A 21,524-nucleotide genomic window follows, 5' to 3' on the forward strand; every position below is an offset into this window, starting at 1 on the left:
TTTATTTTATACTGGTTTTATAATACCTTTTAATTCTTACTTGTAAGATAATTGGTACGACAAATTTTCCTAGTTGTAGTGAGAGGGTATACATGGGGATATTAATAACAGGTGCTGCAGGTTTGATAGGGTCAACCTTGGTGAAAAAGTTAGAAAACCAAGGCCATGAAGTAATAAGCTGCGATATTAGGTTTCGCGATAATCCACTCAGTTTTTTTTCAGAAGATATAGTACCACTACTTGCTCAGTGTACAGGAATCATTCATCTGGCTGCAATTTCTAGAGTTATACATGGTGAACTTTATCCTACACTGTGTCAAAAAATTAATGTTGATGGTACAATGCGGTTTTTAGGGTTATGTAAGTCACTTCCAAATAAACCGTGGTTTATATATGCAAGTAGTAGGGAAGTTTATGGAGAGCAGAAGGAACTGCCAGTTACAGAATCTGCTAGTATCGATCCAATAAATAATTATGCCAAAGGCAAAGCATTTATTGAGGAACAAATAACAAGTTTAAAAGATTTTAATGTAGCAATATTACGCTTTTCAAATGTATATGGTGGTTTACTAGATCATAACAGTAGAGTAATTCCTGCACTCTGTATTAATGCATTAAGAGGTGATCCAATTAAAATAGAAGGTAAAGAATGTGTTTTTGATTTTACCTATTTGGATGATGTTATAGAGGGTATATGCTTAACTGTTAAATATTTACAAAGTGAAAAATCTTCTCTTCCTGCTATTCATCTTACTACTAATAGCCCATGTACTTTAGAAAACTTAGCAAAAACAATATTAAAAGTCACGAAAAGTGATTCTAGAATTGATTTTTATCCTCCAAGAAATTTTGACGTAACTAAGTTCCATGGTGATTTTACTAGAGCTAAAGAGCTACTTGGTTGGTCTCCAAAGTATTCATTAGAAATAGGATTAAGTAAATTTATAAAAAGTCTGCAAAACAATACAAAAGAATATCCTAACAATATAGATATGGTAATATATGAAAATATTAAAAGTTATTCATGGTTACCCTCCTTATTATAGTGCTGGTTCAGAGGTTTACAGCCAAACTCTTGCTCATGAACTAGCAAATAACAATGAGGTACAAGTATTTACCAGGTATGAAAATAGCTTTTTACCTGATTTTTATTACACTACAGTCCTAGATCGTAGTGATTCCCGGATTTTACTGCATTTAATTAATATACCTACAGCTAAATATCGTTATAAATTTATCAATGAAGAAGTAAATATAAAATTTAAAAGAATAATAGATAACTTTCAGCCAGATCTTATACATTTTGGTCATCTTAATCATCTATCAATTACTTTACCAGAAATTGCTTTTAAAGAAAATATACCTACAATTTTTACGCTACATGACTTTTGGTTAATGTGTCCAAGAGGAAGGTTTATTCAACGTAATTCTGAAGATTTATTACAGCTTTGTGATGGACAAAAGGATCAAAAATGTGCAACCCAATGTTACAAGGGATATTTTACAGGAGATGAAGAATTCCTGAATTCAGACATAAATTATTGGGAACAATGGGTTGCAACTAGAATGAAGCACACAAGGAAAATAATAGACTATATAGATTACTTTATTTCCCCATCGAAATTCTTGATGGATAAATTTACTCAGGATTTTAATGTTCCGATAAACAAAATTTCTTATCTTGATTATGGTTTTGATCTCAATCGTCTTAAGAATAGAAATAGAGCGCAAGAAAAAGAGTTTATTTTCGGTTATATTGGTACTCATACTCCCGAGAAAGGTGTTGATCTATTATTGAAAGCTTTTTCTCACTTATCATCTAAAGCAAAACTTAGAATTTGGGGAGCAGCAAGAGAAGAAACTAAAGCTTTAAAAGCGATTGCCGATCAGTTTTCACCTGTTGTTAAAGAAAGAATAGAATGGATGGGAAGTTATGATAATAAGAATATAGTTACTGACGTATTTAATAAAGTCGATGCAATAGTCGTTCCTTCAATTTGGGGTGAAAATTCACCGTTAGTAATACATGAAGCACAGCAACTTAGAATACCAGTTATAACAGCCGATTATGGTGGCATGGCAGAATATGTAAGAGATGGACTATTATTTAAGCACAGAGATGCAAGTAGTTTGTCAGAAAAAATGCAAGTCCTATCTACAGATCAGGAGTTATATAATAAACTTACCCAAAAAGGCTATCCTTATACTGAAAATGGAAATATACCTTCTATAGGTGAGCATACTGAGAAACTTAACAAGATTTACCGTAATGCTATTGAAAAGAAAGGCAAATCAGTAGCTTTGAAACCTGGTCCTTGGAGAATTACTTTTGATACTAATCCAGATTACTGCAATTTTGCTTGTATAATGTGCGAATGTTTTTCACCATACAGCAAAGTTAAAGAAGAGAAGAAAGCTAAAGGAATAAAACCTAAGATACTGTCGATAGAAACTATCAGAAAAGTAATTAAGGAAGCAGCTGGAACACCTTTAAGGGAAATCATTCCTTCTACTATGGGTGAGCCTTTAATGTATAAAAGCTTTGATGAAATAATCAATTTGTGCCATGAGTTCGGCCTTAAGCTTAACCTCACGACCAATGGTTCTTTTCCTATTAAAGGAGCTAGAAAATGGGCTGAATTATTGGTGCCAATTTTGTCTGATGTTAAGATTTCCTGGAATGGGGCAACTAAAGAAACTCATGAAAGAATCATGAAAGGTTCAAAATGGGAAGTAGTGACAGAAAATTTAAAAACTTTCCTTGAAGTTAGAGATAAATACTTTAGCGATACAGGTGAAAGGTGTACCGTTACTTTACAATTAATATTTTTGGAAAGTAATTTACATGAACTCTATGACATAGTTAAGATGGCCATAAAAAACGGCATAGATAGAGTTAAAGGACATCATCTTTGGGCACATTTTGAGGAAATTAAGGATCTATCTATGAGAAGAGATGAGTTAGCAATTAGTAGATGGAACACGGAGGTGAGAAGGTTATACGAACTTAGAGATAATATTCTATTGCCAAATGGTAAAAAGATAAAATTAGAAAATTTCACAATCCTTTCTCAAGAAGGTATTAAGGATTTGGCTCCAGGTGGTCAATGCCCATTTTTAGGTAAAGAAGCATGGATAAACAATGAAGGAAAGTTTAGTCCTTGCTGTGCTCCAGATGAACTCCGTAAGACATTAGGAAATTTTGGTAATGTTAATGAGGTTAAACTCGAGGAAATATGGCAGAGTAGTGAGTACCTAAGCTTACAAAAGAATTATTTAAATTACAAATTATGCAAAACATGCAACATGAGAAAACCTTTGATCAATTAATCAAAGATAATCTTAAATCTATTAAAATTTCACCGTGTGAGAGTTTTCACGAATTACTAGGAAATCCTTTGTATGAAAATAGGTTTATAAAGGTTGGTAAATTTCATGAGCCCGGTCTTGCACCGGTTTATGATCAGACAGGTGCTTATCATATCAATGTAAGAGGAGAAGCAGTTTATCATAATAGATTTCTAAAAACTTTTGGATTCTACTTTAATAGAGCAGCCGTAGAAGATGATACAGGGTGTTACCATATTGATTCATCTGGATGTAGAGTATACAAACAGTCTTATCAATGGATTGGAAATTATCAGGAAGATGCTTGTGTAGTTAGAAGACATGATAAATGTTTTCATATTAATTTAAATGGCAACAGGATTTATCAGGAGGAATATGATTATGTTGGAGATTTTAAGGATGGTATCGCTGTAGTCTATAAGGATGGTAAAGCTACACATATTAATCATCATGGAAAGTTAGTACATAATAAATGGTATAAAAAACTTAATGTTTTTCATAAAGGGTATTCTATTGCAGAAGATCAACATGGTTGGTTTCATATAGATATTAATGGTGATCCTGTTTACCAGCAGAGATTTAAAATGGTAGAAGCATTCTATAATGGGATGGCAAAAGTTGAAACTTTTGAAGGTGTGTTAGGACAAATCGATATTACCGGAAATGTAAAGTTTAGTATTTTTGATTTAGGTAAAGAATCTCAAGTGCATAGGATTTCTGCAGAACTTTCAGCCTTTTGGAAAACTTACCTAACAAGCGTTGCTATTGAACTTGATTTGTTAAATATTTTACCTGCAACTGTGCCGTTTTTATCTAAAAAGTTAAACATTATCGTACCAAATCTAGAAAGGCTGTTAAGGGCGTTGTGGGAAATAGGGTTTATTGATTATGATAAGGACGAGGACTTATGGAAACTATCATCAAAAGGTAAGTGTTTTAAGGAAATACCATTTTTGCCAAAAGCAGCAACAATGTGGGCAAGAGTTGCCGCTGAAAAGAATTGGTTAAATATTGCCGATATACTAAAACAGAAGTCAATCTCTTCATTTGAATCTTTTAAGGAAAGAGAAGCATCAGAAGATAAGAAAATAGCGTTTTACCAAGCATTGCTAGGATATTCTAGGTTTGATACTAAAGAGTTTAATTCTAGGATCAATATAGATGGTGCTAAGAATATATTGCTATTTGGTGTACACTCCTTATTTCTTGCTTATTCTGATATACACAATAAAGGTTCTATAGGCCTATATAACGAACATAAAGTACCAAGACAGTTAGTAGAAAATTTAAAAGTCAAACTTATAACTCAGGAAGAACTATCAGCTACAAATTATGAATTAGGTGTCTTTTGCCGCTTTCTACAGCATTATGATGATGATAAAGTATTATCTTATTTAAAATTGGTCAAAGGAATATCTCGTATTTTATTGATAGAAACTATTTTAGATTACCGCTCTCCAGCTGGAGGCTCTGTAGATATTAATGTAATGGTTGAAACAGGAGGTAAACTAAGAACATTAAGCGATTGGGACAAAATATTAAAACAAGTAAAAGGATTCAAAATTTTTGCTGTTGTGCCTTTAACAGATTACTTATCAGTCATTGATGTCAGGTGTTAATCATATGGAAATACTACAAAAAAATGGTTTTTTTATTATCAAAAATCTGGTTCCTTTAGAACTAATAACTCAGTCTTTAAGTGATATAACAAATAAAATATCAAAGCTATCCCAAGAACTAAGTGTTTCAACTTCTGACTACTTAAACTGTACCGGCAGATGGGGCACGTCATCTCAAGTAACTAGAATTATCTCTCAAGCATTGAATAAAATTATTAAAAATTACCTTGAAAAGTCACTTCAGTGTCAGATACTGCAGAAAAAGTCAAATGTTATATGTAAAACTGCTGATTTAATAGATGCAGTTCCCTTTCATCAAGACATCTCCTATAGTTTCGATGATCCTTACCACTTTTCTGTTTGGTTAGCTTTGAATAATGTAAGTGAAACTTCAGGTGCACTGCAAATTATAGAAAACAGTCATAAATGGGAAATACAGCCTTTAGTTGATTTTTGGTACCCATATTTTTTTGATCAGTACTCAAATAACCGGGAAAATTACAAAATTAAGTCACTACCTATTTCAGCAGGAGATGCGATAGTTTTTGATTCACGGTTATGGCATGGTAGTGATAAGAATACAGATGCTAAAGATAGATTTGCTTATGTAACAAGGTGGATTGTAAAAGATCAAGATCTTCCCTATGTGCCAAAACCTCAGCCTTCAGTTTTTGGTATACTCAATTGTGGTGAGTTAACAGAATCTATACTGAGAGAATGCTTGTCATTGTTTGGCTACCAGGAAAGTATAAAAGCAAAAAACATGGAAGAACTTATCAAGAGCTGGTTAGCCTTTATTACAGACACAACTACAAATATTTCTGAGATCGACACTACTGAGGCTAAGCGAGATTTATATAAGCTGCTTATTCTAAATAAAGCATCAGCACTACATGATGCTGGAGACATCTCAGGGAAAATATACAAAAATTTATGGTTTTCACTACTTGTATTTCTCAATAAAAAAGTCAACGTAGTGGAGCTAGCATTATAAATGAACAGAAGTAGAGTTGATAGCTTCAAATGTGTATTGATGTTCATCTTGAATATAGCATCTAAATTCAAACTTAATGTACTTATAATGTCTTTAGTTGCCATGGTGGTAGCTGTTGATTTGTCTTTTAGAAAGTATTTAGTAAAAAATATTCTAGATACAGCTGTAAAATATCATGAAGGTAACGTAATTGAAAATCTTTTATTACCTGTAAGCGCTTATCTTGGTATGGCATTACTTATCACTACTGCTTTTAGATTCTATGGCTATTTTGTTGACATTCAAATGTTTACCTTAATGCGTCAAAAGATAGCTGATATATCTTTTTGTAGGCTACTCCAACAAGACCATTCCTATTATCAGAACAATTTATCTGGAAGCTTAGTACATAAGGTCAGTAGCTTAATGGATAGTGTGATAGAGTTAATAAGATTGCTTATAGATTGTTTTTTCGGTTACAGTATAGCATTAGTCTTAGCTATTTATACCTTATCATTAGTAAACATAAAGTTTGCAATCGCTACATTCACTTGGGTAAGCATTTTTATTTTAGTCTCGATTTTCAGCTTTCGTGTGCTTACTGAATTAGCTGATAATTACTCTAAACAAAATTCACAGGTAATAGCTAGTATAGCAGATAGTATTTTAAATGTTATATCAGTAAGGTTATTTTCTCAGCAAGCACATGAGAGAGACAAATTTTTTCAAATATGCAAGAAAAGAACTATTGCAGAGAGAAAATTACAATGGGCATACTTTTGGCTTTGGTTTATATACGGCTATTCATTTGATATACTCCAAGCAGTAAACTTGTATTTTTTAATTCATGATTATCAATTGAACAAAATCGCAATAGGAGATATTGTTCTTGTACTTGGAATTAATATATCGATTATAGAGTTTCTTAACCATCTAACTAGGAATCTTACCCAATTTTCTACTCATTTCGGCAAAGTTTCAGATGCATTGCCAATCTTGACTACCGTACCAGAAATTCAAGATAAGGAAAATGCTAAAGAATTAAATTTATTAAGTGGAAGAATAACGTTTAACAATGTTTCTTTTTCTTATGAAGGTCAGAAGCCATTATTTCAAGATTTCTCAGTTACCATTAATCCTTGCGAAAAGGTAGGTCTAGTTGGTTATTCTGGAGGTGGTAAATCTACTTTTATAAACTTAATTCTAAGGCTATTTGATGTTAAAAAAGGTAATATACAGATTGATAATCAAATAGTATCAGAAGTTACACAGAGTTCTTTGAGGCAACAAATATCTGTAATACCTCAAGACCCATTGTTATTTCATGATACTATTTTAGCAAACATCATATATGGTAAACTTCAATCTACTATCGAAGAAATAATGAGAGCTGCAAAGCTGGCTGGTATTCACGATTTCATTATGACTCTACCAGATCAATATGGAACTACAGTTGGAGAAAAAGGCATCAAGCTATCTGGAGGAGAAAGACAAAGAATAATAATAGCAAGGGCATTTTTAAAAAACGCTCCAATATTATTTCTCGATGAACCAACTAGTCAGTTAGATTCTATAACAGAAAAAACAATTCAAATGAGTTTATTCAAATTGATGAAAAATAAAACTACAATTACTATAGCACACCGTATTTCTACACTTTTACACATGGACCGAATTATAGTATTTAACAAAGGAAAAATTGTCCAAGATGGTAAACACGCTGAACTAGTTTCTAAACACGGTCTTTATAAAGAACTTTGGAATGCTCAAATTGGTTGTTTGAATGGCAAAAAAGAAGATGGAAAAAATTATTGATCTGAGAAGCGACACTACAACTCTGCAGAGCTCCAACGTTATACATGCAATAAGTGATGCAACTGTTGGAGATTTTGCTTATGGTGAAGACAAAAGCTGTAATGACTTATCAGAATATTGCAAACAATTATTCAAAGTAGAAGAAGCATTATTTGTAACCAGCGGTATGCTTGCAAATAGATTCGCCATTGCCAGTCAAACAAGTCCTGGTGATGAACTAATAACTCATTATAATTATCACGTTAATTTTTTCGATAGCGCAGGCAATGCAAAAGTAAATAATATCGTATTTAATTGTATTAGAAATAATAGCGGAATCTTAGATGTTGATGAAGTAGAATATGCTATTAATTCTAAGCCGAGGTATAAAATTTTTGCTCAGGTGAGTCTTGTTTCTATAGAAAATAGTATAAATGGGTTTAATGGTAAAATTTATCCTTTTGAAAAACAAGTCGAGTTATATCACTTTTTAAAAGCTCACAATGTAAATCTTCATTTAGACGGTGCAAGAATATTTAATGCTCATATCGAAACAAATATTGCTTTAGCAGATTATGCTAAATATGTGGATACAATGAGCTTTTCTTTTACTAAAGGACTTGGCGCTCCTTTTGGTTCAATGCTTATGGGTAAAAGAGAGATAATTGAAAGGGCTAAAAAGCTACAGGTTTGGCTAGGCAGTGGTTACCATCAGATAGGGTATTGTGCTAATGCAGCAAAATACGTACTACAGAATAATATCTCTAGGCTTAAAGAAGATAATAAACTCGCTAAATTGTTTGCAGATAAGATTAAAGAAATTCCACACATAAAACTGGTACTACCTTATCCAGAAACTAATATAGTAAGCTTTAGTATAAAAGCACTAAATGTAACTAATGAGGTTTTCTTGAGTAAGTGCCAAGCTTATGGTTTATTGCTTTTTCCTTGGCTCGAGTCTCATATAAGAGCAGTTACCCATCTTGGCACAAAGGAAACAGACATCATGAAAGCTGCTGAAATTATAAAGGAAGTTGTGTTAAATTTAATATGAGAATAAAAATAGATTTCTTTAGCGATTCAAACACTGACCCTTCAGCTAAAATGAGGGAAGCGATGGCTAAAGCAAAAGTTGGAAACGAAGCTGCATGTGAAGATCCAACTGTGAACGAATTAGTGGCAACCGCATGTAAAATATTAGGTAAACCTGCAGGAATCTTTTTGATTTCAGGAACGATGTCCAATGTAATTGCTTATAAAGTACACATTCAAAGACCTGGTGATTACTTGCTGCTTGATGAAACTTCACATCCGCTCATAGTACAATCTGGCTTGATCGCAGCCCAGGCACATGCCACTCCTTTGCCCATCAAAGGTACGAGAGGAATATTTACTGGAGAACAAATTGTTGAGTTTATTACTCGTCCTAGTTTAAGAAATATTCCGAGAGTTGGGCTTGTTTCTATCGAACAAACGACAAATTTTGGTGGTGGAGCTGTGTGGCCTTTAGAATATATTCAAGAGATCTCAAGTCTCTGCAAAGAGAATGACGTATTCACTCATTTAGATGGAGCAAGACTGTTCAACGCTTGTGCTCATACTAAAATATCTCCAAAAGAGTATGCAAGTTATTTTGATTCGGTATTCATTGATTTTAGTAAAGGATTAGGTGCTCCAATGGGCGCAATATTGCTTGGAAGTGAAGAGTTTATTGAAAAAGCTTGGTACTATAAGTTTCAAATTGGCGGAGGTATGCACCAAGCTGGCATTATTTCAGCTGCATGTTTATATGCTTTACATAATAATATAAATTGTTTAGAGGAAGATCATAAAAAGATGCAGCACCTTATAGAAGGCCTAGACTCCATAGATCAAGTTATAATTGATATCGACCTATACAAAACTAATATAGCGTATTTTTCATTACGTACTAATTGTATATCTACTCAAGAATTAATAAACGTACTAGTTACAAATTATGGAATTAGAATGGCTAACATAAGAGGTAAAATCAGAGCTATAACACATAGAGATATAAGCTATGAAGATATTAATACTACTGTATCTGCTATAAGAAAGATACTAAGTAAGTAATTTTCTGCACTAATTGTTTGCAAACTTCTTGTCAAACAATATTATACCAATATAGTATTATGCTAGCATCTGCATAGAGCTATTTGGGAATAGGTGTGAACTTTGTCTTCTTTCAATATTTGCTATTCTTCTGTGGATATATGCTGCTTTATTTATCAAGACAAAGTATACCAATTGCTCTACCACTGTTAATAGATACTGACCATGTAAAATTAAGCTATTTTTTTGCCTGCTTTTCTTTTTTTTATGGAGTATCAAAATTCGTTAATGGAATAATCATGGACTCCAAAAATAATCCATTATTTATGTTTGGGCTATGCAATATTGCAACTGGATTATTAACCATTGGTATAACTTTATCATATAATAATCTAACTTTATTACTGTTAACATTAATATTATTAGCTTGGACACAAGGGTTAGGTTGGCCAGCTATTACCAAGTTTATGGTTACAAACTCTAGCATCTCTTCAATTGCATCATCATGGGGAGTTATGAGCGCATCTCAGCAACTTGGTTCTTGTATTACTTTAATTGTATTACCAAGTATAATTAAAATATATGATGCAAAAAGTGCATTTTTGTACTCTGGTCTCTTATGCTTACTTTTTGGAATTTATATAATATTAAAAGCATATTACAAAGAAAGTGCCAACTTTACTACCTATTATAAGGTGCAGAAATCTCAGATAGGTGTCAAAGTGAAAAGTTCCATATGGTTTCTATGTTGTGCTACTTTTTGTGCTTATATTATAAAAATGGGAATCTTCTTTTGGTTTCCTATAATTTTAAGGGATAAATTACAAATTTCTCTTGTACAATCCTCACTAATAACAGGCGTATATGATTTAGGTGGAATCCTTGGAACTTTAATCACAGGAAGAATTAGTGATATGTACTTTTTTCAAAATAGAAGCTTGCTGGCATTACTTTACATGTTGGGTATAGCACTCACTTTTATTGCAATGAACTTTGGCCAAAACATAATTCTTATGAACCTTGGTGCAATCTTATCAGGATTCTTTATATTTGGAGTGCAAGTACTGACAGGTGTTATAGCTGTAGAAATTGCTCCACAAAATAATGTATGTGCAATTGTAAGCTTAACAGGATTATTTGGGTATATTGCAAGTTCAATATTTTCATGTGTGCTCTTAGGAGTACTTGTTAAGCACTGTGGTAACAGTATTATGTTTTCATTTTTTTCCATTTGCTCTGTTGTTGCACTCGTTTGCTTTTCCATACTATCAAGCAAAGATCTTAAAAAACTAAGTAAAGCGGTGTAAAAAAAATTTCTCAACAGTTAAACTTTGTAGATAGATTTTTTACCCAAGGAATAAACATGGTAACCATATCTTAGTAATAGCTCGCTATCTAATAAATTACGGAAATCAAAAACATTAGGTGCAGCCATAATACTCTTTAAACTTGCAAAATCTTGATTTTTAAATTCTTTCCACTCCGTTAATAATAATAAGGCTTCCGCGTCTCTTGCAGCTCCTATAGCGCTGTCCGCGTACTCTATATCCTTTAGAACTTGCCTAGCATTATCCATCCCCATTGGATCATATGCAGTAATTTTAGCCTTGTTATTCACTAGCAATTTTGCAACGTCTATAGCTGGGCTATTTCTTACATCATCAGTACCAGACTTAAAAGTTAGCCCCCATATCGCTATTTTTTTATTTTGGACTCCATTTAATACATATTCTACCTTTTTAGCAATGTTTGTTATATGATTATAGTTAGATTCCTTAACTGAATTTAAAATTTGTAGCTTGACATTGTGATCTTCAGCAAGCCTTATTAAAGCTGACAAATCTTTAGGAAAACATGATCCTCCAAATCCTGGACCAGCTTTGAGAAATTCCTTACCTATTCTATGGTCCATTCCCATACTGTTAGCTAAAAGGTCAATGTCTGCTCCTAATAGCTCACATAAACCTGCCATCTCATTGATAAAAGCAACCTTTGTTGCTAGAAAAGCATTAGAAGCATATTTAATCATTTCAGCAGTAACTGTATCAGTGACTATTAACGGAATATTCTTATCTATCAATGATCTATATATAACTTCTAGTTTTGCCCTAGCTAGCCTAGTTTTTACTCCTATTATTATCCTATCTGGGTATAAAAAATCTGATACTGCAGAGCCTTGCTTGAGAAACTCTGGATTAACTCCCAAATCAAAGTTATAGCCCTTATTAGATAAATAATTATGTATATTTTCTGCAGTACCAGGAGGAACAGTTGACTTTATCACTATTAAGCAATCTTGATTAACTCTCTCAGAAACTTCACTTACTGCATTATATACATTCTTTAAATTTGCATTTCCTATGGAGTCTGATGGAGTATCTACAGTGACAAATACTACTTCTGTATTGGGATTTATTTGAAAATATGAATCGAAAAATCTTATCCTTTGTGACTTTATATTATTCTCTAAATAATCTGCTAATCCAGGTTCATATAGAGGAATTTTCCCTGATTTCAAAAGTTCAATCTTCTCAGTATTTATGTCAATGCAATCAACTTTATGGCCCTGCTCCGATAACATTGTACCAGATACTAAGCCTACATACCCTACTCCTATAATAGTTATGTGCATTTTACTATCACCTTAAAAATGTAGCTTAGCATCTAAAATAAATACCATTAACAATTATAAACTTTTGTTGTTACATTATTTTTCTTAATTGCCTTACCTTCCGAATAAGCTATAAATAAGGTTGATGGTATTAATATCAAAGTACCATATAAAGCACTTTTATCAGGTAATTCATTAAATATAACGTATGTTACTATTGCAGAAATTATTAGCTCTATGTATCTATACGGTGCAAGTGCAGTAGCATCAGTAAGAGCAAAAGCTTTTAACATGAAGAACAGAATTAGGTTTGAACTTATTCCTAAAATCAGCAGTAATACTAACTCCAACAAGGAAGGCATATGCCAATAAAATAACAAAGGTGGAGTAGAAAAAATAGTTGTCGTTAGAGCTGAATAAAATAACATACTTATTACTGACTCTTTTATCACAAGTTTCTTATTAAGTATGTCTAATATAGCAAAGATTAACGCAGATACAATAAAAATAAGAATTTTAGGATTAAAATCTTCACTATGAGCTTTGGTAGTAATAGCAATACCAACAAAGCCAATAACAGTTACTATCCATCTTTGCCAAATTATATTTTCGTTTAGCAAAGGGATTGCAAGAAGTATAACAAATAATGGTATAGAAAAACTTATAATCGTTGCAGTTACTATGGGGAAAACAGTCAACCCGTAAGTCCATAAGGTCATTCCACAAAACAACAACCCACCCCTGGTTATTTGAGTAGATATTTGACTTGTTTTAAAAGTTTCTATTCCATAGTAAAACATAAAAGGTACAAGGGTAATAGTGGTAAACAGAAAGCGGAAAAAAATTATTTCAAAACTCTGAAGATGTAAACCAAGATATTTTGATATAGTATCATTAGCTACACTACTAAGTAAGCTAAGTATAAACCATCCAACTCCAAGTAAGTAAAACCTTAATTTGTGATTCATAAAGTTCTTACAAAAATTTCCACAACATAACTTGACTTTAAAAAGATTAACAATACAAAGGCTTTCTTCTACCTACTGTTTAACCATATTCATGAATATTTAGTAAAAAAAATATTATATAAAATTTGGCTTAATTGTATAGTTTTAATAGACTTGAAGGTAGAGATACTGACAGATTTGTTTTAATATATAATAATATTTGCAAATACAATCACAACTATCACCTATGTGGATAATACCATAACTGAAAACATCCAATGCAAATTAGCAGCAAAACTTTACCTCAATTATGAAAATGCTTCAGTTGAATCAGCCAAACAATAAGTAAATTTTTAGAGATAAGTATATAACTACTTTCACTTATATATTATTTCTCAGCTGTTTTTAACACATTTCCAACTCATCAGCAGTTAGGCCACTTGCTCGCACAATAATATCAAGAGCAACACCTGCCTTTGCTAGATTTTTCGCAACTTTGATCTTTTCTATTTTTTTAACTTTTTTCTTGCCATTTTTCATACTTTCAGATAGGGATTTGACTAGTGATTCTTGTTCTCTGTACTCATCCATTAAACTCAATAGCTTTTTGCTTTCTCTTGTTTTAGGTAGCAGAACTTTAATATTCACTGATAATCCTCCTGCTATTTCATATAATTTGTCAAATGATATGACAGTGTATCCTATTTCATACTCGTGTATTTCCTTGAGTGTTAAACCAACTTTATCCGCCAAATCTTTTTGAGTATATCTCCTCATCAACCTCCATTCTCTTATTCTTTGCCCTACTCTGTAGTATATAGAATCAGTGCAGACTTCTTTCTCTGTATTATCATACTCGTAAATAGATAGGCCGGTTGCTTGGGAAATTATGTCAACTGAAACTCCTTCTTTAACTAGATTTTTTGCTACTTCTAATCTTGCCTCCTCTTGATTGATTTTCTCGCTAATATGAACAAACCTGACTAATGAAGGTACTATTTTGCCTAACTTTTGATTCTCGTATATTTTTGTTAGATAGAGTATTTCTTCGTCTTCATCTTTATACTCTCTTACTGTTATTGGTTTAGGTAATAGATCTACAACATTAACTGACAATACTCTTGCTATTACATATAGTACTTCAATCGGAATAGGAATATACCCATTTTCATAATTGGTTACTTCTTTATATGCTAATCCGATTTTACTTGCTAACTCTGCTTGAGTACACCTTTGCATTAATCTACAATCTTCTATTTTTTGCCCTATTTTGTAGTGTATAGAACTAACATCTCTTACAGAAACAAACATATATACCTTATTTAGAAATAAATTTTCATCCAATTTGATCAGCAGATAAACCAACTATTTGCAAAATAATATCAATAGAAATTCCCCCTTTTACTAAATCCCTTCCAACTTTAATCCTTTCTACCTCTCTCACTTTCTCCTCACAAATACGTATTCCCTCAAACAGAGATTTTATTAGTGCATTACGTAGTTCTTGGCTCTCAATTTCTTTGTATTCTTTAATCAAATCAGGTAGCTCATTTTTCACTTTACTCCCTTCCTCTATTAGTAGATCCGTAATATTAATCGATAATGCTTCTGCCATTTCATATAATTTATCAAGTGGAACAGCAGTCCTTCCTTGCTCATAGTTACTTATTTCATCACGTGTTGTAGTCATTTTCTCTGCTAAATCCTTTTGAGTGCACTCTCTTACCAGTCTCCATTCCTTTATCTTTTTCCCTATTTTGTAGTAGATAGAACCTATTTTTTCTTCAACACATTCATCAGCAGAGAGACCAATTGCTTGTGAAACAATATCAACAGAAACTCCTGCTTTAACCAGATCCTTTGCAATTTTTATTTTCTCTGCTTTTTTACTACTTTTCTCACTAATTTGAACAAACTTGGTTAGTAAACAAAATATCTTACGTAACTCTTGATCATTAATCTTTTTATATTCTCTTACTAGATTTAATATTTCTTCTCCCTCATCTTCAAGACAGCTTTTTGATACAGGAATAAGATCCGTAATACTGATTGATAGTGTCTCAGATATAGCATACAACCTTTCAATTGGAACTCTACGATTCCCTTTCTCATATTGCAGTATTACCCAGTACTTTACACCAATTTTCTCTGCTAAATCCTTCTGAGTATAACCTCTCTCTAACCTCCAATTTTTCACTTTTTCCCCTACTTTACAGTCTAGACTTTTTTCCACGAAAACAACCATGCGTATAATATTTTCTACTATAGCTCAGATATAACGGTAGAAAAAACCTCTGGAACCTTAAAGTTTGCTGTAGACGCATTAAAGTTCCCTAAAGGTTTCTTTACTACCTCCACATACCCTATTTACCCATGAAGACAATACTTCATCATTGCTAATCTCTTTTATAGCATACTTTTCACTCCATATGCCACATCTAGTGAAACTACCTCTCTCTACTGCTTCTTTAAGTTTTACTCCCCCAAAGAGGCAATTTTTTCCTATTTCTTCGCCCCTTTTTTGTAACTCAGCCCACATTTCCTTGTTTTCTACTCTGACTTGTACTTGATCATATTTTTTTACATCGTGGTACAATATAACATTTAGCTTACCAAGGCTTGTAGGAAATTCCAATATAATGGAGCTTCCATCTGACATATCAGTATAGTTTCTTATACCTCCCTTCTCACTTTTAACTTCAACTGCATCATTGCCAATTTTTAAAATATTACTTCCTAACTCTCTCAGTATTTTTGCTACCTCTACCTTGCTATCCCCAGAAAATTCTATATACGATGTTGTATTATCTATCTCAACATCTATTAATTCTCCTTCTTGCATAGCATTTTCGCCAGCTTTCTCTAGTTCTTCTAGTCTCTCATCTATCTGTGGCTGAACTTCTGGTTGTAGCTCATTATAGATTTCACCTATCAGTTTATTCTGTAGTAGAGTATCATGAAACTCTGCACCGCTTAACATTAATTTACGTATTACCTTTTTACGATCAACCTTATCAAATTTATGAAAATGTGTACCTAATACTACATACTCTGCGAAACTCCATTCCCCATCATTACATGCATTTAGCCTTGCTCCAGCAGCTAGTGCTTCGTCTACAACCTTGTGCAGTTCATTTGGACTTTTTGCTCTTACCACAGCACTTTTAAGCCAGCTCAACTTTTCTGCACTTGGCTTTATTTTTTGCAAAGCTGAAGCAAATGGATTTTTATCTTCTTGATCATTTAAAGGTTTTGTACCATATATGTAGTCGAGCCCTTTTCCGTAGTTGATTTGAACGTCTCTATCAGGGGAGGGCACTTCTCCAAGCTTTTTAGCCTTATTAATTTTGCTTACAAAGGTGGATTGCTCCTTAGTACGACCAATTCCTACAATAGCATTTAACATCTCACCTTTTGATAATTTATCAAGATCAACGTTTAACTCGTAAACACCTCCTTTTTTGTCATCAAAAGGTACAATTATCTTATTACCCATATTAGCCTCCGCTATTTTTCTAAGTGTATAGTTGTTATACACTCTATTACTCATTATAAATTATAGTGAGTAGATTTGCAAATACTTTCTGCTATAACAATCCACTTTCTCTAAAACTAAAATAGCCCCCACTTGTAATGATAATATGATCAAATAATCTAACGCTTACAGTACTACATGCTGCTGCTAAGCTCTTCGTTACTTCTTGATCTTCTTCTGACGGCTCTAAGCTCCCTCCAGGATGGTTGTGTGACATTATTACTAATGTTGCATTCTTTATTAATGCTTTTCTTATAATTTCCTTTATGTACACCGGTGCTTTTTCCATTTCACCAATATAGAGTTCTTCTCCGATTAATTGGCGCCTCTTATTCAAGTACAGTATTTTTACACATTCCCTCTCTGCATGACCTATACTTACGTTTAAGTACTCTACTAGCCCTTGTAAGTCCATTATTGGCTCACTCTTGAGCTTTTCTCTCAGTACCCTTTCTAGTGTTTCCTTAACACACATAATCATTGCTACTGCAGAATCAGTCACTCCTTCTATAACTTTCAAGTCATCCATTTCTCTACCTAAAATCCTTCCTACTCCTGCATAAGTATTCACCAGATTTTTAGCAATTTCTTGAGCTTGCGGCCTTTCATGTACTGCACTTAAAAATGTTTCCATTATTTCACGATCAAGTAGTGCTTTGCCTTTGCTTTCTAATATTCTGAACTCTATTTCCTCTTTACTTTTATTCATATAATTTACCCTTCACTAACAACAAACTTTTTTTAAATATTTACTGCTGTTTTTTTATCAGCATTGGCATAGAGCCATAGCTTTCGAGTGAAGTCAAATCAATTTTTCAATCTTTTTTACTTATTTTTTCATGAATAGGTGAAGATATTAATATATGGTGATTTTTTTATTTTAAACTTGTTGAATTTCGCCTAAAGAGAGGTCTGTTATTTGCAAAATAATATCGGTAGAAATTCCTTTTTTAACTAAGTTCTTTGCAATTTTGATTCTTTCTTCTTCTCTAATTTTCTCCTCACAAATTTGTATGCTTTTAATCATAGATTTTATTAGTACATTACGTAGTTCTTGGCTCTCAATTTCTTTGTATTCTTTAATCAAATCAGGTAGCTCATTTTCCATTTTACTACCTTCATCTTCTTCTATTAGTAGATCTGTAATATTAATCGATAATGTTTCCGCTATTGCATACAATTTTTCCAGTGGAATAGCCACACGTCCTTGTTCATAGTTGCTTATTTCGTCACGTGTTGTATCCATTTTCTCAGCCAAATCCTTTTGAGTATACTCTCTTCCATTCTTTTATCTTCTTTCCTATTTGGCAGTAAATAGAACCTCCTTTTTCTTCAACACATTCATCAGCAGATAGACCAATTGTTTTTGAAACAGTATCAACAGAAACTCCTGCTTTAACCAGACCTTTTGCAATTTTTATTCTCTCCGTTTTTTTACTATTTTTCTCACTAACTTGAACAAATTTGGTTAGTAAACAAAACATTCTACGTAATTCCTGATCATTAATCTTTTTATATTTTCTTACTAGATTTAATATTTCCTCTCCCTCATCTTCAAAACAGATTTTTTCATTTGATACAGGAATTAGGTCTACAATACCAATCGACAATATCTCTGCTATAGCATACAACTTTTCAATCGAAATTTTATGTGTTCCTTTTTCATATTGTAGTACTATTTGATATGTTACGCCGATTTTTCCCGCTAAATCTTTTTGAGTATAACCTCGCTTTAACCTCCAGCTCCTTACTTTTTGTGCTATTTGGTACCTTATGGAAACAGTAGTATACTTTGCCATACAGAAATAGATATTATATAGGTTAATACTACCAAATAAAGATATACAAAAACTTCTATGTTTGCATTTTAGTTGAATATTTCCTCAGAATTATGTATAATTACTAATACTTTCTAGGTTAATTCGTCATGGCTCTTTCGAAGTTTCTAGATCCTAAGAATGACATATCATTCAAACGCATCTTTGGTACTGAAAAAAATAAAGATATCCTTATTCACTTTCTTAATGATATTCTTGGCTTCACCGGCAAAAGTGCAATAAAGGATATAGAGTTTTTAAGTACTATTCAAGATCCTGATATTGCCTCTAAAAAACAAAGCATCGTTGATGTTCTTTGTAGAGATGAAAATGGGCTGCAAGTGATAGTCGAAATGCAGGTCGCTAAAACCAAAGGCTTTGAGAAACGTGCCCAATATTATGCTGCTAAAGCTTACTCAAGACAGGCTGATAAAGGTGATCAATATCATGATCTTAAGGAAATTATCTTTATTGCTATAGCAGATTGTATTTTATTTCCTGATAAGTCTGAGTACAAATCAAAGCACACTATTCGCGATGAAGATACTAATGAACATGATCTAAAAGATTTTTACTTTATATTTATTGAGTTGCCTAAATTTCCAAAAACCAAAGAAGATCAGCTTACAAGTATAGTTGAAAAATGGGTCTACTTCTTTAGATATGCAGATGAAACTAGTGAAGAAGAGCTAGAGAGAATAATAGGAAGTGATCTAATAATTAAAAGAGCATATGAAGAACTAAATAGATTCAACTGGTCAGAAAAAGAATTTATTGCCTATGAACAAGAGATCAAGCGTATTCGTGATGAACAGGCTGTCCTTGCTCAAAAACTCGATGATGCTAAACATGAAGGTAGACAAGAAGGTAGACAAGAAGGCATCCAAATCGGCCATGAAAAAGGTAAAGCGGAAGGTATTAAAATTGGTGCAGAAAAAGGGAGAGAAGAGGGCGAAAAACAAGCTAAAATAGCTGTGGCAAAAAACCTACTTAAAGCTGGTGTCTCTACTGATATTATATCACAAACTACAGGTTTTTCTCATTCTGAAATTTTACAACTCAGGGAAAAAACATAATTATTCACTTTAACACTTATGAAAACCTTTTCTAAGTTAGACATATCCCATCATTAAGAATCTAGTGAACTGTCTAAAATGGCTATAAAAATTACACATAGAACTACATAGATTAGTACCATAAAAACCCTACTTTTTCAGCCTTCCATGCATACTGTGATTTTAGTATGGAAAGCACACTATTATTTTTTCTTTCCTTCTACCATATGCTTTTCTGATTCTATACCACTCATGCTAGTACTAGGTCTAGTGGGGAGAAATATATTTTCTGTAACATCAGGACTACTTTGTATATTCTTTATTTCTTTGATATCTTTATCAATTAACGCATTAAGGTTTTTATCACTATTACCACTCACTTCTTTAAGAATGGAAATAGCCTTGTCATATTTACCAGCTTTGTAACATATCTCTGCTATAAGACGTGCAAATGAAATCTGTTGATAATCTTTTTTTCTTAAATTGTTTAAGTCAAACACCTTCTCGAGAACCTGTATAGCATCTTCATATTTACCTTGTACGAAAAGCGCTTCCCCTTTATTATAATAGGCTTTGAGGGTAACATCATTAGTAATATAACCCGCACCTTTAAGACCAATAAAATCCTCACAATGTGAGATAACCCTGTTGTATTCACCTTTTTTACAATATTCTTCTATATCGGAAAAATTATTGTCTAGAATCCCGTCACCTCTTCTAGTAAGAAAAAAATACTCCTTTCTGGATAAAAGTATACTTCTACTATTTAAATATTGATCGTCAAAAGCTGAGATGAACTTATGTGATATGTTTCCTCTATGCTTCATATCCTCATTAGTTATAGCTCTTCTCATAATAGTCAGAACAAAAAAGCAGAATCAACAGCATGACGGAAAGACTTAAAAATAGGGATATTTTTTCTAGCTCTGTTCTTTATAGCAAACCACTGATGCTCAATTTTATTAAAGTCTGGAGAATATGGAGGAAGATAAAGAATTTCAGCACCAACTCCTTTAGCAAGATCATCTATTTTTTTAGATTTATGAAAAGTAGCGTTATCAAGAATTACAGTTTGGCCAGACCTTAAAATTGGAGTTAAAAACTGCTCAAACCAAGCCTCGAAAACATCCTTATTGCAATATCCTTCAAAGGTCAATGGAGCAATGATTTTCTCTTTATTTAGAGCTGCAATCATACTGACCCGCTGAGCTTTTTTACCTGATTTTAGTGAATGAAACCTCTCTCCTTTTCTGCAGTATCCGTATGGGTAGTCTTCTGTATTATCTATTCCAGATTCGTCAATATATACAAGATTTTCATGACGTTTTGTTGCTATAACCTTTGAAAAGTGAGCTCGCTTCTCTTCATTTCTTTCTTTATATCCGTAGGTCTTTTTTTCTTGTAAATCCAATATTTTTAAGTGCACGGTGAATCGTTTGTCTACTGATATTGCCCCAGAGTTTAGCCATCTCTGACTGAGTTTTGCCACCATGGTTTTTTGCAAATTTGGTAAAAACATTCCAGTCAGTAATTTTATGGTTATATCCTACGCTTCCAGGCTTTTTTGACTGAAAATCTCCCGTTTCCTTACGTCTTTTCTGCCACTCATATAGAGTCGTTTTTCCAATTTTAAATCTCTCGGCAATATTTGCTCTACTTTCTCCTTCATCCAATGCTTCCATTGCTTTTTTCCTTAAGTCATAACTATACGCTGCTGGCATACAAACCCCACTACCATAAATCCATATCTTA

The 21,524-nt window shown here is 32.7% G+C and carries 17 protein-coding genes and 1 pseudogene; 9 read left to right on the forward strand and 9 right to left on the reverse strand.

The window, feature by feature from the left end:
* The first annotated feature begins 92 nt into the window (after positions 1 to 92).
* The 8 genes from ABWU32_RS05300 (at position 93) to ABWU32_RS05335 (ending at position 11,114) form a co-directional block, all read left to right on the forward strand.
* Complete coding sequence (locus ABWU32_RS05300; RefSeq protein ID WP_353278466.1) at positions 93 to 1,046, forward strand: NAD-dependent epimerase/dehydratase family protein; 954 nt, start codon at positions 93 to 95, stop codon at positions 1,044 to 1,046.
* Positions 1,003 to 3,330 (forward strand): glycosyltransferase, encoded by a 2,328-nt coding sequence (locus tag ABWU32_RS05305; RefSeq protein WP_353278468.1) that lies wholly within the window; start codon positions 1,003 to 1,005, stop codon positions 3,328 to 3,330. Before ABWU32_RS05300 ends, ABWU32_RS05305 begins: the two co-directional genes overlap by 44 nt.
* Positions 3,291 to 4,967 carry a WG repeat-containing protein gene (locus tag ABWU32_RS05310; protein WP_353278471.1) on the forward strand — a complete coding sequence of 559 codons (1,677 nt, stop codon included), beginning with the start codon at positions 3,291 to 3,293 and terminating at the stop codon, positions 4,965 to 4,967. The genes ABWU32_RS05305 and ABWU32_RS05310 overlap by 40 nt, the downstream gene beginning before the upstream one ends.
* A 4-nt stretch (positions 4,968 to 4,971) precedes the next feature.
* The gene (locus tag ABWU32_RS05315; protein ID WP_353278473.1) at positions 4,972 to 5,961 is read left to right on the forward strand and encodes a phytanoyl-CoA dioxygenase family protein; all 990 of its coding nucleotides are present in this window, start codon (positions 4,972 to 4,974) and stop codon (positions 5,959 to 5,961) included.
* Entirely contained in the window at positions 5,962 to 7,755 is a 1,794-nt protein-coding gene (locus tag ABWU32_RS05320) for an ABC transporter ATP-binding protein (protein ID WP_353278475.1), read from the forward strand. It begins immediately after the preceding gene.
* Entirely contained in the window at positions 7,739 to 8,788 is a 1,050-nt protein-coding gene (locus ABWU32_RS05325) for a threonine aldolase family protein (protein WP_353278961.1), read from the forward strand. Before ABWU32_RS05320 ends, ABWU32_RS05325 begins: the two co-directional genes overlap by 17 nt.
* Positions 8,785 to 9,828, forward strand: a complete 1,044-nt coding sequence (locus tag ABWU32_RS05330) for a threonine aldolase family protein (RefSeq protein ID WP_019236558.1) — start codon at positions 8,785 to 8,787, stop codon at positions 9,826 to 9,828. The genes ABWU32_RS05325 and ABWU32_RS05330 overlap by 4 nt, the downstream gene beginning before the upstream one ends.
* Positions 9,829 to 9,968: 140 nt before the next feature.
* Entirely contained in the window at positions 9,969 to 11,114 is a 1,146-nt protein-coding gene (locus ABWU32_RS05335; RefSeq protein WP_353278477.1) for an MFS transporter, read from the forward strand.
* 17 nt (positions 11,115 to 11,131) lie between these two features.
* On the opposite strand, the gene ABWU32_RS05340 is transcribed toward ABWU32_RS05335, so the two are convergent.
* From ABWU32_RS05340 to ABWU32_RS05370, 7 genes and pseudogenes are all read right to left on the reverse strand, one after another.
* Positions 11,132 to 12,439: a UDP-glucose dehydrogenase family protein gene (locus ABWU32_RS05340; protein WP_353278479.1), complete on the reverse strand. Its 1,308-nt coding sequence runs from the start codon at positions 12,437 to 12,439 to the stop codon at positions 11,132 to 11,134.
* Between the two features lie 47 nt (positions 12,440 to 12,486).
* Positions 12,487 to 13,386 carry a DMT family transporter gene (locus ABWU32_RS05345; protein ID WP_264375757.1) on the reverse strand — a complete coding sequence of 300 codons (900 nt, stop codon included), beginning with the start codon at positions 13,384 to 13,386 and terminating at the stop codon, positions 12,487 to 12,489.
* A gap of 384 nt (positions 13,387 to 13,770) precedes the next feature.
* Complete coding sequence (locus ABWU32_RS05350) at positions 13,771 to 14,676, reverse strand: helix-turn-helix domain-containing protein (protein ID WP_353278482.1); 906 nt, start codon at positions 14,674 to 14,676, stop codon at positions 13,771 to 13,773.
* A 25-nt stretch (positions 14,677 to 14,701) separates the two neighbouring features.
* Positions 14,702 to 15,610 carry a helix-turn-helix domain-containing protein gene (locus ABWU32_RS05355; RefSeq protein WP_353278486.1) on the reverse strand — a complete coding sequence of 303 codons (909 nt, stop codon included), beginning with the start codon at positions 15,608 to 15,610 and terminating at the stop codon, positions 14,702 to 14,704.
* Positions 15,611 to 15,688: 78 nt separating this feature from the next.
* Positions 15,689 to 16,861, reverse strand: coding sequence for a hypothetical protein (locus ABWU32_RS05360; RefSeq protein WP_353278488.1), 1,173 nt, complete (start codon positions 16,859 to 16,861; stop codon positions 15,689 to 15,691).
* Positions 16,862 to 16,952: 91 nt separating this feature from the next.
* On the reverse strand, positions 16,953 to 17,609 hold the full coding sequence (locus ABWU32_RS05365) for a RadC family protein (protein ID WP_353278490.1): 657 nt from the start codon (positions 17,607 to 17,609) through the stop codon (positions 16,953 to 16,955).
* Positions 17,610 to 17,780: 171 nt separating this feature from the next.
* Positions 17,781 to 18,699 (reverse strand): annotated as a pseudogene (locus tag ABWU32_RS05370) (helix-turn-helix domain-containing protein).
* Between the two features lie 128 nt (positions 18,700 to 18,827).
* Here ABWU32_RS05370 and ABWU32_RS05375 point away from each other — a divergent pair.
* Positions 18,828 to 19,793: an Rpn family recombination-promoting nuclease/putative transposase gene (locus ABWU32_RS05375; RefSeq protein ID WP_353278491.1), complete on the forward strand. Its 966-nt coding sequence runs from the start codon at positions 18,828 to 18,830 to the stop codon at positions 19,791 to 19,793.
* A gap of 182 nt (positions 19,794 to 19,975) precedes the next feature.
* Here ABWU32_RS05375 and ABWU32_RS05380 read toward each other — a convergent pair whose 3' ends face one another.
* Together ABWU32_RS05380 and ABWU32_RS05385 are read right to left on the reverse strand one after the other, a co-directional pair.
* Positions 19,976 to 20,626, reverse strand: coding sequence for a tetratricopeptide repeat protein (locus tag ABWU32_RS05380; RefSeq protein ID WP_353278493.1), 651 nt, complete (start codon positions 20,624 to 20,626; stop codon positions 19,976 to 19,978).
* A 5-nt stretch (positions 20,627 to 20,631) separates the two neighbouring features.
* Positions 20,632 to 21,493, reverse strand: a protein-coding gene (locus ABWU32_RS05385) for an IS630 family transposase (protein ID WP_353278495.1) whose coding sequence is annotated in 2 segments (ribosomal slippage) — positions 20,632 to 21,169 and positions 21,168 to 21,493 — 864 coding nt in all. Because the reading frame shifts where the segments join, the coding sequence is not laid out codon by codon here.
* Positions 21,494 to 21,524 lie beyond the last annotated feature (31 nt).

The organism is Wolbachia endosymbiont (group A) of Udea olivalis (assembly GCF_964028365.1).
Classification (GTDB): Bacteria; Pseudomonadota; Alphaproteobacteria; order Rickettsiales; family Anaplasmataceae; genus Wolbachia; species Wolbachia pipientis.

Bases quoted from the DNA above. Each gene is read 5' to 3' on its own strand.
- ABWU32_RS05345 (WP_264375757.1), bottom strand. From the start codon at position 13,386: ATGAATCACAAATTAAGGTTTTACTTACTTGGAGTTGGATGGTTTATA.
- ABWU32_RS05365 (WP_353278490.1), bottom strand. From the start codon at position 17,609: ATGAATAAAAGTAAAGAGGAAATAGAGTTCAGAATATTAGAAAGCAAA.
- ABWU32_RS05340 (WP_353278479.1), bottom strand. From the start codon at position 12,439: ATGCACATAACTATTATAGGAGTAGGGTATGTAGGCTTAGTATCTGGT.
- ABWU32_RS05335 (WP_353278477.1), top strand. From the start codon at position 9,969: ATGCTGCTTTATTTATCAAGACAAAGTATACCAATTGCTCTACCACTG.
- ABWU32_RS05300 (WP_353278466.1), top strand. From the start codon at position 93: ATGGGGATATTAATAACAGGTGCTGCAGGTTTGATAGGGTCAACCTTG.
- ABWU32_RS05305 (WP_353278468.1), top strand. From the start codon at position 1,003: ATGAAAATATTAAAAGTTATTCATGGTTACCCTCCTTATTATAGTGCT.
- ABWU32_RS05375 (WP_353278491.1), top strand. From the start codon at position 18,828: ATGGCTCTTTCGAAGTTTCTAGATCCTAAGAATGACATATCATTCAAA.
- ABWU32_RS05325 (WP_353278961.1), top strand. From the start codon at position 7,739: ATGGAAAAAATTATTGATCTGAGAAGCGACACTACAACTCTGCAGAGC.
- ABWU32_RS05350 (WP_353278482.1), bottom strand. From the start codon at position 14,676: ATGTTTGTTTCTGTAAGAGATGTTAGTTCTATACACTACAAAATAGGG.
- ABWU32_RS05360 (WP_353278488.1), bottom strand. From the start codon at position 16,861: ATGGGTAATAAGATAATTGTACCTTTTGATGACAAAAAAGGAGGTGTT.
- ABWU32_RS05315 (WP_353278473.1), top strand. From the start codon at position 4,972: ATGGAAATACTACAAAAAAATGGTTTTTTTATTATCAAAAATCTGGTT.
- ABWU32_RS05330 (WP_019236558.1), top strand. From the start codon at position 8,785: ATGAGAATAAAAATAGATTTCTTTAGCGATTCAAACACTGACCCTTCA.
- ABWU32_RS05310 (WP_353278471.1), top strand. From the start codon at position 3,291: ATGCAAAACATGCAACATGAGAAAACCTTTGATCAATTAATCAAAGAT.
- ABWU32_RS05355 (WP_353278486.1), bottom strand. From the start codon at position 15,610: ATGGTTGTTTTCGTGGAAAAAAGTCTAGACTGTAAAGTAGGGGAAAAA.
- ABWU32_RS05380 (WP_353278493.1), bottom strand. From the start codon at position 20,626: ATGAGAAGAGCTATAACTAATGAGGATATGAAGCATAGAGGAAACATA.
- ABWU32_RS05320 (WP_353278475.1), top strand. From the start codon at position 5,962: ATGAACAGAAGTAGAGTTGATAGCTTCAAATGTGTATTGATGTTCATC.